The organism is Cupriavidus sp. L7L (assembly GCF_004353535.1).
Classification (GTDB): Bacteria; Pseudomonadota; Gammaproteobacteria; order Burkholderiales; family Burkholderiaceae; genus Cupriavidus; species Cupriavidus oxalaticus_A.
The window spans coordinates 18,934-31,661 of the sequence record NZ_SMNY01000027.1 but is presented as its reverse complement, the minus strand read 5'-3'; the positions used below and the strand labels follow the sequence as shown (position 1 = coordinate 31,661).

Here is a 12,728-nt window from a genome sequence, read left to right as displayed (position 1 = left end):
ACATCGCGCTCTGGGAATCGCAATTCCCCTGCCGGGGAAAGGCTTGGCCTGGTTCCTGTCTAGCAGCGCCAGTGTCCTATACCAGCGAGCCGATGAAAAACTTGTGCTTGGAGGCGTAATAGCATGACGTCATGGACCCGGCGTGCGTGGCTTCGGGGCATTTTCGCAAGCACCTTCGCTGTCGCGTCTCGCGACATATACGCGCACGTCGGCATCGGTCCGGTCAAGCCACCACTGCCTATTCCCGACATCTGGGTCATCGACGAGGCCGGCCGAAGGCGGCGCCTGCAAAAGGTCCTGTCTGGCGGCGTTTCCGCGGTGCAGACAATCTTCACAGGCTGCAGTTCGGTTTGCCCGCTACAGGGCGCGATATTTGGCGCGGCCCAGGAGGGGATAGCTCAACTGCGTTCACGCTATCCAGTTCAGTTGTTGTCGCTCAGCATCGATCCGCTTTCCGATTCCCCGGCCGCGTTGCGCGCATGGCTCAAGCGATTCGACGCCGGCCCAGCCTGGCATGCCGTGACGTCGCCCGTTGGCGAGGTAGAGCAGATCAGGGCGGCGCTCGCCGGCGGCGCATCGCGCCCGGGCATGGAGAGCCATTCCACGCAAGTTTATTTCTTCAACGAGGCTGCGCAACTGTGCTGGCGCAGCACCCCCTTGCCACGGGCGGAAGAAGTCCTGCGCGTTCTGGCGCATCTGGCCCAAGCTTGACTGCTGTGGTCCCCAGGCAAGACAGCACCAAACCACAACCACCAACTGTCATGACTCCTGCTTCCCAACGCCGGGTATTTCCTTCGCTGTGACCATGAATAGCTCCGTCACTGCGTTTTCTCTCATTCGGCTTTCGTTGAACAACGAGCTACGCCGGGTTCCAGTGAGCCGCACCGTCGGTACGGCGGGCGAATACCTGATCAATGTCCCGTCCAATCCCGGCATCGTCGTCCCCGGCTATTACCTGCTGTTTGCTCTCAACAAGCAGGGCGTGCTGAGCGTCGCAAAGACGTTGCGCGTTCACTGATGATTTCGGCGATGTGCGTACGTCGTTTGTATGCGGCCTTAGGCCTGGCGTTGGTCGCCGCCAGCGCGACGGCGGCTGCGGATGCCAGCCCGGTCGCCGAGCTGGGGCAAGCCATCTTTCAAGGGAATTTGGACGTTGCTGCGCATTTGCGGGGTGATGCCCGCCCGCTGCCAGCAATCGCAAAGCGGTGCGCCAGCTGCCACACGCCATCGAGCGGGGCACCTGCATTTGCCCCGCAGTTGACGGCTGGCTATTTGCTTGGTGCGATTCCCCGTCGAGGAGGGCCAGCCACGCGGTATGACCGGGACGCGTTCTGCAGGGTACTCGCCACCAGTATCGATCCGGCGACAGTGATGCTGGCGAAGTCGATGCCGCAGTACGTGTTGTCGGATGACGAGTGCACGGCGTTGTGGACCTTTCTCCTGACCCAGTAATCGGGCTTGCGCCGAGTGACGCGCAGGCGGTGTTCGTCAAAGCAAGCGCCCGCGTTAGCAACCGGGCTGAAATCAGCCATCAGCCCACGCGTGAGCGTGGGTGTCGCACGCGGGCCTGAGCGCACGACGCGTTTCTGTCTGGCTCCCGGCCAATCCGGCAGCAACCCGCGCTCAAATCGCAGCGGGCGGGTGTCACCCCGCAAATCCGCGGTGAGCGCGGACTCGCCGTGGAAGGCCGCGCGTCTCCATTCGGCGGCCAGCGCCAGACTGAAGGCGGCGAACCAGCCTCGTTTGTGCATATTGCGCAGTCCATCAGCGAATGCGCAGCGTCCTGGCGATGCTCGGCACTCCATTCGCATTCAAGGCAAAAAGCATGTAATAGCCGGGGAGGGCGATGCCGGGATCGGACGGGACATTGATCAGGTATTCGCCCGCCGTACCGACGGTGAAGCTCACCGGGACCCGGCGCTGCTCGTTGTTCACCGAGTGCGTTGCCGATGCCAGGCGAACCAGCGAGAACTTGCTCACGGCGCTACTGGTGGTGACAGCGATAGAAGTACCGAGGCTGGCCTCCGACGGTGCCGAGACAATGGCGGGCCGCGATGCTTCCGAGCCGTCCGCATTCAGCAGGTAGGGCGGCGTCAGGATCTCGACGTTGGGATGGTTGGTCGAGCAGCCGCCGCAAAGGCCGCCGCCGCCGCTCAATACCCGCCCGTCGGGCAACAGCAGGGCCACGCTGTGGTAAGTGCGCGGCGTGGCCATCGGCGCCAGCGGCCGGAACTTCTCGGTGGCGGGATCCCAAAGCTCAGGGGTGAGCACGGCACGGTCATCGGAGAACGGCATCGGGTAGGTCTGGCCGCCGAGCACGACAACCTGGCCGTTTGGAAGTACCACGCTGTTATGGAAAGCCCGTGCATACGCCATTGAGGCGATCTGGCGCACCGTGGCGATGCCACCGTTGATATCGATGAGATTGGCGTTCGCGCTTGCCCAAACATAATCGTAATTCGGCGCGCCTCCTATGGTGAGGATCTTGCCGATGTCATACATGACTGCGTTGCCGTTCATGGCATCGGCGTCCCCGCCGCGCTCGCCGGCCCAGGTAACACTGCCGTTGCCGGCAGTCTCGACCCAGTTCATGCGCCGGCTCGGGCCTGCGTGAAATACACGGCCATTGGACACGGCGAACAGCCAGGCATGGTTATCCGCACGATAAGGGCCGGCAATATCACCGGTGAGGAAGTAGTCGTCCAACACTGCAGCGTTGAACTGCCAGCCAGCACCCGGGAGCCAGGTTTCGGCATCCTTGTTACCCGTGGTGGTACTCCACGACCCACCCAGGGTAAATACGCCGCCATTGGTTAGCGTGACGCTGCTGTTGTATCCGCGGCCACGTGTCATCAGCGGGCCCGCGGACCACGAGGACGTGGCGGGGTCGAAGATGCTAGTCTTTGTTTCGCTGGAACCGCCATTGACCAAGATCCGCCCATCGGGAAGATTCGCAATGCCCGGACAGAACATGTCGTGGCCAGTGTTGCTGACAAGCGTTTCGGTGGAACTTCCGGTGGCAGGGTCAAAAATGGCGGTATAGGTCTGGCCACCGTCGCCGCCGAAATTGAAGCGGTCATAGGAGGACCACACGAGTACCTTGCCGCTGGGAAGGTTGGCCGCCGCGACCGGTACCATCGGAAGCGTCTGTGGCGCCGTCCACTTTGACGGCAGGGTGTTGGCCTGCGGGGGCTGGCTGCCCAGGCCATCGATTGTCCAGGCTTGGCTGGTGGTGCCGTCGCACGGCATCTGCACGACTGCCTGGCCTGCCTGCGGATTCCCGCCCCCCTCTGCGACGAGACATTTGCCGCTATGCGCGGCTACGATCGCGTAGCCCGTGCTCTGCTCACGCAGCGTGAAGCGCTGGTTCGCGCCCGCGTGGCAGGCCCATTGAATCGCCGGAGCGCCCGGGGCAGTGCTGATGCCGAAGATGTCCAGGCATTTTCCGCTGTGCTGGGCGACGGACTCATACTGGGTGCCGTCCAGCCTGAGCGCCCAAATCTGGTTTGCCTGGCCATTGCACGCCCAGACAATCACTGCCGCTGCGTCTTCCTGCGAAATTCCTGTGACATCGGCACACAAGGTGGTTCCACTGAGGCGCAGCGAGCTGAGCGCGGCACCGGGCGATTGCGCCACCGCTGGCCCGGACAGCGCCAAGACCATGCAAACGGGGCCGATGCAGCCAGGCAGCCGTGCCGTCTTGAATCCGGCAAATCGTCGGGGAGAGGGGTTCATGGCAATGAGTGGTGGTGGTTCCTTGCCAGGGCGGCGGCACGGGCCTGGTCAAGCCCGGCCCAGCGCTCTACCGTCGGTGGCCACCAGGCAGCGCCGGCCGGCTTCGGTAAGCGCCTGCACCGCCCACTCGACATAGCGCTGGCGGTGGCCGGTGAAGTCAGGCTCGACAATATGTACGGTTGGCTCAGACGTGGCGCTTCCCGGGGTCTGCAAGACTGCTGGATGCATAAACACTAGCATTGTCCGTTGCGCGCCAAACGCCAATCTGCGTGCCGGCCATGGCGGATATCAACGGATCGTGTGCGCTGCCGCACGATGCCGCGAGCCACCGGCCGGCGGCTGGCCGAAAGCAGCTAGGCGATGGCGATTGCCGGCGATGCGCGTACGGTAAGTTGTGGCTCACGACGAACCACCATGCGGGGTTCCTGAGATGATTCGCTCGGTATTGGTCGTCTGCAACGGCAATATCTGCCGCAGTCCCATGGCAGAAGGGCTGCTGCGCGAGGCCTTGCCCGGGTTGTCCGCGCAGTCGGCTGGTCTCGGCGCCTTGGTTGGCGAGCCGCCGGACCCCATTGCCGTGGGCTTGCTCGCGGAACGAGGTGTCAATATCTCCACGCATCGAGCCCAGCAACTCACCCGTTTGCTCGCGGTTCAGGCTGATCTCATCCTGGTAATGAACAACGACCAGAAGGGCGATGTCCAGTGCCTCTATCCGCAAATATCTGGCAAGGTCTTCCGCCTGGGCGAGGAAAGCAACGTGGATATTCCAGACCCCTATCGCGAACCGCGCCAGGTATTTGAGCAGGCGTTCCAACTGATCCAGCAGGGCATTGGCGCCTGGGTGCGTCGCATCCAGGCGCTCGGCTAAACCGTGTTGCTTGCATCAAGGTATCGCAATGACCCAACGCCCTCCTTATTTCTCCGTAGCGGCGCCGCAGGACGACGAAATCAATCTCGTCCGATACCTGGACGTCCTGACCGCAAACCGCTGGTTGATCCTCGCGATCGCTGCCATGGTGCTTGCGCTCGGTGCCGCCTATGCCTTGTTGGCTCGCCCAGTCTATCAAGCCGACATCCTGATACAAGTCGAAGACAGTCCCAACAATGCGAAGAACTTGCTGGGCGATGTCTCAAACCTGTTCGATGTGAAGGCTGAGGCTGCTGCCGAGATTGAAATCCTGCACTCGCGCATGGTGGTGGACAAGGCGGTGGAAAGCTTGCACCTCTATATCGAGGCGCATCCAAAATACTTCCCCCTGATCGGAAACTGGCTGGCAAGCAGGAATAAACGTCTTTCCGCGCCCGGTCTGCGAGGGTTCGGTGGATACGTGTGGGGTAGTGAGGCGATCCAGGTAGCCATTTTCGACGTACCTGCCGAACTGGAAGGAAAGGCCTTCACCCTGCTGGCGCTTGGCAATGAAAGCTTCCGCATCGAGCAGGGTGATCTCGACAAGCCGATCGAAGGCCGCGTTGGCGAAGCGTTGAAGGTGGAACAATCGGCCGGTGTCATCGAGTTGGAGGTAACGGAGCTTAAAGCCAACCCCGGCGCTGAATTCATTCTCGTGCGCAAGTCCAGACTCAAGACGCTGCAGGAGTTGCAGCGCCATCTCGTTATCGCGGAGCGTGGCAAGCAAAGTGGCGTCATCGGCGCATCGCTGGAGGGCTCCGATCCCAAGCTGACTGCCCGCATCCTTAACGAGATCGGTGAAGAATACGTAGCGCAGAACGTCAAGCGCAAGGCCGCCGAGGCAGAGAAATCGCTCGTGTTCCTGAGCGACTTGCTCCCGCAACTCAAGAGTGAGCTGGAACGCACCGAAGCAAGCTACAACGCCATGCGCAACAAGCGGGGCACTTTCGACCTGAGCGAAGAAGGCAAGGCCTATCTGCAGGAGAGTGCGGCCGTCGAAGCGCGGTTGCAGGAGCTCAAGCAAAAGCGAACCGAACTGGTGAACCGCTTCACGCCGAGCCACCCGGCGATAGTCGTCATCGACCAGCAGATTGCTTCGCTCAGCGCCAAGGTTGGCAGCGTGACCAACCGTATTAAAGCCCTGCCTAACATGGAGCAGGACACTCTGCGCCTGATGCGTGATGTGAAAGTCAACAACGAGTTGTATGTGGGGTTGCTCAATAGTATGCAGCAACTTAGATTGGTGAAGGCTGGCAAGGTGGGCAATGTGCGCCTTGTCGATACAGCGCGCGTGCCGGAAGAATCCGTCAAGCCGAGAAGGGTGATAGTTCTCGCACTGGCTGCAGTACTCGGCGTGACCTTAGGCGTGGTGGCGGCCTTCGTCCGCAATGCACTTCATGGTGGCATCAAGGATCCAAAGGACATCGAGCGGCATACGGGGCTGAATGTCTACGCCACCGTGGTGCTATCGCAAGCGCAGAAGGCAATTGCCGAAGAGTTCCATTCCAGCAAGCGCGGCAACCGCCTCTTGGCCAGTCGCTGTCCCAACGATCCCGCTATCGAAAGCTTGCGCAGCCTGCGTACCGCTCTGCAGTTTGCCATGCTCGATGCTGGCAACAACCGCGTTCTTGTTGGCGGCCCGACCCCGGGTGTGGGAAAGTCGTTTGTGTCTGCCAATCTGGCGGCGGTCATCGCGGGGGGCGGCAAACGCGTACTGTTGATGGACGCAGATATGCGCAAGGGCTGCCTGAACCGGCATTTCGGCAAGGCTCGGGAGCCTGGCCTATCGGATGTGCTGGCCGGTTCTGCAGGGATAGAACAAGTCATCCATCGGGAGGTGGTGGAAGGGGTAGATCTGATTTCCGCCGGAACCGTCCCGCCAAATCCTGCCGACCTCTTGTTGAGCGAGCGCATCCTGCAGCTGCTGGATGCGGTCAGCGGTCGCTATGACCTTGTGCTGGTCGATACGCCGCCGGTGCTGGCGGTGACAGATGCGGTCATCCTCGCTGCGCAATGCGGCACTGTGTTCCTGGTTTCCCGGTTCGGGAAAACAACAATAGAAGACTTAGCCGAATCCGGGAATCAATTTCGGCATGCGAATGCAGAGGTGAAAGGCGTAATATTTAACGCGCTGGATCCGATGGCGTTCCGATATGGCTATGGCAATAAATATGAGCGCTATCGACATGCATACTTCGCCGATGGGGCAATTGACGGAAGGTCGAAATAGCATGACCACGGCAGAACTTCAAACGGGTACAGCCACGGCAATGGAACCCGAAAAGAAAAGCCCGAGAATCCGTAATTCTCTGATCGCCATGGCGGGCGTGATTGGCGGTCAGCTCGCAAATTTCGGGGTGATGTTCTTGATTGGCAAGAATTTTGGCCCCGCTAATCTGGGGCGATACAGTTTTCTGGTGGCGATAGCACTGTTTATCGGTTCCGGCATTGGCCTCCGTTATGAGCTGGCCTGCGTCTCGCGCCAGTCGGAATCTGCTATGAGCGCATTCATTCATGCCTGCGCCTTGGCGGCTTTGCTATCGGTTCTGTTAATTTCCATTGCCGCCCCCATCTATGGCGGGGTGGCGCTTGCAGTGATTGCAATGGCGTTTTCCGTATTCTTGCAAAACGCGCTGGGTTTTGTACTCAACACCGGTGAGAGATACCTTGGCATGGCTCTCGTACGATTGATGCCAAATCTTGTATTTTTGGTATTCTTGATTATTTCCTGCGGTATTGGTTTTAATGAAAGAATCGAGCCGCATGTTTTTGAATTACACGCGCTGATGGCTGCATTGATTACGGTTACATCGATTCCCTGGTTTGTGGCGTTTAAGAATATCCCCCGTGCCGGCATGGGGATCAGATTTTTCAGGGAAAATTATGGGTTCGCGAAGTACGGATTTCCGGCAATTTTGTTGAACTCATGCATCATCTATGCGATGCCGATCTGTATTCCCGTGATCTATGGCAAGGAGATTGCTGGAATATTCGCATTGGGGTATCGGGTCGGGATGTTCCCGGTAGCACTCTTCACGCAAAGTATAGGGGCAGTCTTGCGTCGAGATCTGCTTGACAACAACTACTCGAAGCCGGCATTCAAGAAGGTAAGCGAGTACCTGGGGATAATGAGCTTGGTTGCGTTGCTTTCCATCGGGGCAATCTATATAGGCATCGATATGCTGGTGAGACAAGCGTTGGGAGGAAAATGGAACGAAGTAATTCAATTTTTTACGATACTCGCTCCATCCTTCGTCGCCGCCACTGTCTTTGGGCCGATCTCACAGGTATTTATCGTATTCCGGAATCAACGCCACGAATTTCTGTTGCAGCTCGCATCTGCGGTGGCAGTACTGCTTATATTCGCCAGCGCGTGGCAAGGAAATTTTCAACCAAAGATGACCGCATCCCTATTGAGTTTGTCAACTACGGTGTTTGCTGTTCTGGGCGTGCTGGCTGCGCTCCGGCTGGCGAGGAGCGGGATCGCAAGCTGATGGCGATGTGCCTTCTGAGCTCCTGGCGAGTGGATCCGGGGAAAGCCCGTTCGTACGGTCGATGGCGTTGCCTATGGTGAACATTCGATGCGAGTAGCGAAATTTAAAATTGGCAGTCGCAGAAGATTAAGTGCGGGCATGTCCCTGAGTCTGTGGCTTCTGATTTCCGGATTGCTTCTCGGTGCCGCGATCTGGCATGAATCACTATTGCCTGCGCGCTTCATGCTTGATAAGGATGTGCTGCTTGAACGCATGGCGCAACACCAGTCGCCAGTCGTGTTTGGTGATTCCTTTGATAATTTTGCCTGGCTCTACAGAACGGCTGGCTTGGATACCTTTTCGCTCTCTGTTCTTGGCTGTTTGGTCTCGTTATCTGCTTTCATTCTTTCCATTCGAGCAGCTGGGGTTCGCGAACTGAAGGTTGTGGAGTGGCTGGTGCTGGTGTTCTGGATGGTTACTGCGGTCGTGTATGCGGGGTTGCCATCCAAAGAAATTGTAGTGCTGGCTATTGTTGGAATTGCGCTGTGCTGCAAGGGTAAGATGGCGCGCGTTCTGATGTTTTTGGTGTTGGCCGTTTCCTTTGCGCTTTATTTTAGGGGGTATTGGGCAATTATTATTGCTGGGTGGTTGTCACTGTACGTGCTGGGGGTGAAAGCGTTGCGACCGCTCAGATTGATATTGCTGATCCTGCTTTGGTATGCGGTGCTTTCCGTGGTATTTCAGAAATATCTCGGCGGCGGGCTGCCGTTAGGGCGGGAAGTGGGAAACGAGTGGAGATCGGCGACTGAAGTGGCGTCGTTAATTGAGTCGCCACTTCCGTTCCGCGGGTTTATTTTTGATATTGTGAACGTTGTCATTATTCTGGCTACGTTCGTCGTGCCGGTTCCGCTGCTGTTGTCGGGTAGTGCGTCGCAAGTTGTTGGTGGCGTGGGACTTTTGTTGACTTTCCACATGCTTTCCGCGTCCTGGCGTCGAATTCTCAAGATGCCACCAAATTGCTCGGTCGAACACAGGCAAATGTTGTCATTCGTTATTAGTTTCCTTTGTGTGCAGGCAATCTTCGAGCCGGACTACGGTTCCTTCCTTCGCCATCTATCAGCGATTTCTCCGTTGATCTTGTTTTGCTGCCTGGCATCCCGAGATGGAAGCTAATGAGGATCAGTATATAGCGTGTGGATGAAGAAAGGCACGGACGCCTGATTGATTGATGACCGTCTGCCAGGTCAGTTCCTTGAAGCGCTCCCGGTCATTTGGTTTGGCGTGATCTATCTGCTCGCCGGTAAGCGAGCCGAAGATATCCGCGCCGGTGACAATGCTTTCTATGCTCAGTTGTTTGCAGCATTCAAGATTGGCGGGGGCGTCGTTGCAGATGACCGGTTTTCCGAGTGCTGCATACTCCAATAGTTTGGTTGGTGTCTGGTAGCAGTGTGGACGGTGATACGGGAAGTAGCAGATCGCCGCGCGTGACCTGGCGACGAGCTTCAGGGCATCCGGCTGAGGAAGTCTGCCGGCAAAGTGGATGCCAGGTACGGAGCGGAACTGCGCATGGAGCTGTGGCTCCGGCTGGCCTATTAACAGCAGCTTGCGCCCACTCTTGGCGAAGCGTCGTTCGAACGCCTTAAGCACCATGTCGAAATGACGCTCCCGGCTCATGTCCCCTACATAGCAAAAATCCGCCACGAGGTCCCCGGCCTGCGGTGCCGAGAATTCGGGCCCGAAGATCCAGTTCGGAACTCCCATCGGCAGGAGGATTGAAGGAATTCCGTCATTGAAGCGCATTAACTCTCGTTGCCGATCGTTCTGGAATATGCGCAGGTCCGGTTTGGTGTTGAGGTAGCGCTTGGCAAGATCCTTGAGCTGGGCGAGTCTGCCGACCGAAAGGGAGCGATAGTCATGGATAGCACATGCTGCTGGTATGGCCTGGTGGTAGAAGCCCATGAGGGCCCAGAGGATTGTGTTCAGTCGGTCCGGAAGGTACGCCAGGTCATCCAGGGTGCCTGAACCGACGTGGAAGCCCCAGTCTGCAAGGTGGCTGGAATAGGCGGGAACCTCGGGATAGTGGGCCTTTCCCGGGTGCAAGATGAAAACTGATTTCTTCATGGTCGAGAGGAAGGAGTACAGCCAATGTGCAATTGCCGCTCCGCGCCTGAGGAGCAGCAGTGGTGAAGGGAGTCAGGTCGAGAGTGGCGGTGTTCATGAGGGAAGATCTGAGCAATAGCACCTGCTCTGAATCCTCCCTGACGTTCAAGCCGCCGATCACCACAAGCGGCTGCCGGTTGAAGCACTGCAATGTCAATTTGCATTGTGGTGTCGGCAGTAGTCATTTCCAGTCGTCCGGACACAGGGCCTGCCAATCGCGGAATGCGCTGGTCAGGTTGTATTTGAAGGAGTAGTCCGACGACAGGAGATAGCTGGGAACGATATAGTTGGGCTGCACCAGTTTGCGTACCCGTACCGGGCTGAACAGTTGTCTCATCCCGACCAGACGAGCAACCAGACTGATACTATGGGATGCGAACAGCAGAAGTGAGAAGGGAACCTCCGGAACGTGGCGCTTGATGCCGGCCGTATCGCAAACTGCGTCGACGTAGTCGCGAATAGACGGTGCCGGCTCCATGGACATGTTGAACAAGACATAAGGATCCTGCTTCTCGATCTGCTGCTGGTGCACCCAGAGAAGCGCATCGACCAGTTCCTTGACATAGACTCCGGCCTTGCGCGTATTCTTGTTGCCCATGTAGAAGAAGTATCGGCGCATAACGGCTTGAATCAGTCGGGACACATTGCCGCCTTCTCCTGGGCCAAATACGACGCCAGGACGCGCGATCGTCAGCACCCGCCGTGCTCGATCTTCATTGAGCCAAGCGAGATGGATCTTCTCGGCTACCAGCTTGGAGCCGCCGTAGGCCGAGGTGGGAACCGGCAATGAGCTCTCGTCGCGCTTCTCATCGCTTAGCCCGTATGGCGCGATCGAGCTAGTGAAGGCAATGCTCCTCGCATTTGCGCGACTCGCCCATTCGCAGACGTGCTCTGCGCCAAGGATATTCGTCTCGTAGTACTCGTGGATCAGATGACCCGGTTCGCGATGTACTGCGGCGAGATTGGCGACAAAATCAACTTTCTCTTGCGGCATCCACTTGATCGGCTGACGCACGTCACCCAGCACCTCGGTCGCGCCTGGGGTGGACCGGACCATATCGAGTCGGAAGCGGTTATGCTTGGTCTCAATAGCCTCGTGATCGAACAGATAGATTTTGCGATATCGGCCGCTCCGTCCGAGACTTTCTGCCAGGAATGCACCGATAAAGCCGTTGCCGCCGAAGATGACAGCGCAATTGCCATTCGAGATTTCGTCCATAGTGAACTCCCACACTAGTGGGGCTTGGAAGGTCCGATATATATCTGCTCAAGCTCATCCAGAAACCTGCCCTGCGCAAAGCGCTGCCGGGCCGCCTGCTGCCCCCCGCTCGCAAGATCGGTGTGCAGGGAAGAATCTCCGCGTAAGCGCTCAAGACAGCTCACGGCCTCGTCAGCCACCGAGAACAGAAGGCCATTGATGCCATCGTCAATGACATCTACGTTGCCGGCACAGCGACTGGCCAGGACGGGGAGGCCGGCAGCCATGGCTTCGATCACAGATATGGGCATCCCCTCCCAGGCGGCGGTAGAGAGATAAGTGTGCGCGGCGTGGAGGATGTCACGTACGTCCTGGCGAGTACGCCATCCTGACACGCGAACGCCGGCATCGATGAGCACGGCCTTGTTGGCTGTGTCACCGTCACCGATCCACAGAAAGTCGAATCCCTGGCCTGACAGCCGCCGCGCGATCTCGGCGAACAGTTCGAAGCCCTTCTGCCGCCGGATGCCGCCGGCAGTCACAACTGTGAATCGTGCGCCGGACCTCATAGCGCTGGTTGAAGCCTCCCACTTGGACGGGGCGAAGAAGTCCACGTCGACGGCGTTCTCGAGCAGGATGGCGGGCCGTCCCAGTGAGCGTTCGATGGCCTGTGCCTCACTGCGGGAGCAAGCCACATAGCTAGCCCGACCCCGTGCCGCAACGGCTTCGAGCAAGGTGAAGATTCGCCTCCGGGTGCGCGAGATGTCGGTTCTCATGAAGGAGATGCAATGCGGGCTATACAGCGCTCTCAGGTCAGACCGCCAACCTAGTGTGGCCATGCGACCGACGAATCCAGCAAACGAAGAATGCATGTGAAGCACATCCGGGTTGAGTTCCTTCAGCTTGCGGCGAACTTCAATCAGGCTGACAGGCAGGTCTTTGGGGCCCATCGGTAACGCATGGAGTGCCACATCGCGATGAAACAGGCCGGCGAGGTTGGATGGAGTTTCAGGCCGCTGGGAATAAACAACGCTTATCTTGTGCCCGCGGGCCGCAAAGTGGTTGGCGGCGAGACAAACCATCGCCAGCGTTCCTGTCGCTGTTGACTCAATCAAGTGCGTGATCTTCATGGGGAAGGACTGATCAAGAGCAGCTGCGCAGAACGTGACCGGCGATTGCGCCGTGGCGGCCTCGGCGCATTGGGTATCGAGTTTTGTAAGCATGGCGTGAACCTTCCCGTTCGAGAAACGCAAGC

The 12,728-nt window shown here is 58.5% G+C and carries 12 protein-coding genes; 6 read left to right on the top strand and 6 right to left on the bottom strand.

Annotated features, from left to right (window positions below; all coding sequences use genetic code 11):
* Window positions 1–123 precede the first annotated feature (123 nt).
* Together E1J61_RS25585 and E1J61_RS25580 are read left to right on the top strand one after the other, a co-directional pair.
* On the top strand, window positions 124–711 hold the full coding sequence (locus E1J61_RS25585; RefSeq protein WP_133096758.1) for an SCO family protein: 588 nt from the start codon (window positions 124–126) through the stop codon (window positions 709–711).
* A 94-nt stretch (window positions 712–805) separates the two neighbouring features.
* Complete coding sequence (locus tag E1J61_RS25580) at window positions 806–1,018, top strand: galactose oxidase-like domain-containing protein (protein ID WP_133096757.1); 213 nt, start codon at window positions 806–808, stop codon at window positions 1,016–1,018.
* Between the two features lie 250 nt (window positions 1,019–1,268).
* Here the strand turns inward: E1J61_RS25580 and E1J61_RS37500 are convergent, their stop codons facing one another.
* Genes E1J61_RS37500 through E1J61_RS25560 form a run of 3 tightly spaced genes read right to left on the bottom strand, consistent with a single transcriptional unit; the run spans window position 1,269 to window position 3,963 of the window.
* Complete coding sequence (locus tag E1J61_RS37500) at window positions 1,269–1,751, bottom strand: hypothetical protein (RefSeq protein WP_165971539.1); 483 nt, start codon at window positions 1,749–1,751, stop codon at window positions 1,269–1,271.
* Window positions 1,752–1,764: 13 nt separating this feature from the next.
* Window positions 1,765–3,735 (bottom strand): RICIN domain-containing protein, encoded by a 1,971-nt coding sequence (locus E1J61_RS25565; RefSeq protein ID WP_133096756.1) that lies wholly within the window; start codon window positions 3,733–3,735, stop codon window positions 1,765–1,767.
* Between the two features lie 48 nt (window positions 3,736–3,783).
* Window positions 3,784–3,963 (bottom strand): hypothetical protein, encoded by a 180-nt coding sequence (locus E1J61_RS25560; RefSeq protein WP_133096755.1) that lies wholly within the window; start codon window positions 3,961–3,963, stop codon window positions 3,784–3,786.
* 202 nt (window positions 3,964–4,165) lie between these two features.
* Here E1J61_RS25560 and E1J61_RS25555 point away from each other — a divergent pair, with 202 nt between their 5' ends.
* From E1J61_RS25555 to E1J61_RS25540, 4 genes are all read left to right on the top strand, one after another.
* Window positions 4,166–4,603 carry a low molecular weight protein-tyrosine-phosphatase gene (locus E1J61_RS25555; protein ID WP_133096754.1) on the top strand — a complete coding sequence of 146 codons (438 nt, stop codon included), beginning with the start codon at window positions 4,166–4,168 and terminating at the stop codon, window positions 4,601–4,603.
* Between the two features lie 28 nt (window positions 4,604–4,631).
* Window positions 4,632–6,872, top strand: a complete 2,241-nt coding sequence (locus E1J61_RS25550; RefSeq protein ID WP_133096753.1) for a polysaccharide biosynthesis tyrosine autokinase — start codon at window positions 4,632–4,634, stop codon at window positions 6,870–6,872.
* Window positions 6,814–8,136, top strand: coding sequence for a lipopolysaccharide biosynthesis protein (locus E1J61_RS25545; protein ID WP_133096752.1), 1,323 nt, complete (start codon window positions 6,814–6,816; stop codon window positions 8,134–8,136). Before E1J61_RS25550 ends, E1J61_RS25545 begins: the two co-directional genes overlap by 59 nt.
* A gap of 138 nt (window positions 8,137–8,274) precedes the next feature.
* The gene (locus E1J61_RS25540; protein ID WP_133096751.1) at window positions 8,275–9,288 is read left to right on the top strand and encodes a hypothetical protein; all 1,014 of its coding nucleotides are present in this window, start codon (window positions 8,275–8,277) and stop codon (window positions 9,286–9,288) included.
* Between the two features lie 6 nt (window positions 9,289–9,294).
* Here the strand turns inward: E1J61_RS25540 and E1J61_RS25535 are convergent, their stop codons facing one another.
* The 3 genes from E1J61_RS25535 to E1J61_RS25525 all read right to left on the bottom strand — a co-directional run bounded on the left by E1J61_RS25535 (window position 9,295) and on the right by E1J61_RS25525 (window position 12,696).
* Complete coding sequence (locus E1J61_RS25535; RefSeq protein ID WP_133096750.1) at window positions 9,295–10,236, bottom strand: glycosyltransferase; 942 nt, start codon at window positions 10,234–10,236, stop codon at window positions 9,295–9,297.
* A gap of 220 nt (window positions 10,237–10,456) precedes the next feature.
* On the bottom strand, window positions 10,457–11,494 hold the full coding sequence (locus E1J61_RS25530) for an NAD(P)-dependent oxidoreductase (RefSeq protein ID WP_133096749.1): 1,038 nt from the start codon (window positions 11,492–11,494) through the stop codon (window positions 10,457–10,459).
* A 14-nt stretch (window positions 11,495–11,508) separates the two neighbouring features.
* Window positions 11,509–12,696 carry a glycosyltransferase gene (locus E1J61_RS25525; RefSeq protein WP_243736973.1) on the bottom strand — a complete coding sequence of 396 codons (1,188 nt, stop codon included), beginning with the start codon at window positions 12,694–12,696 and terminating at the stop codon, window positions 11,509–11,511.
* Window positions 12,697–12,728: the final 32 nt, after the last annotated feature.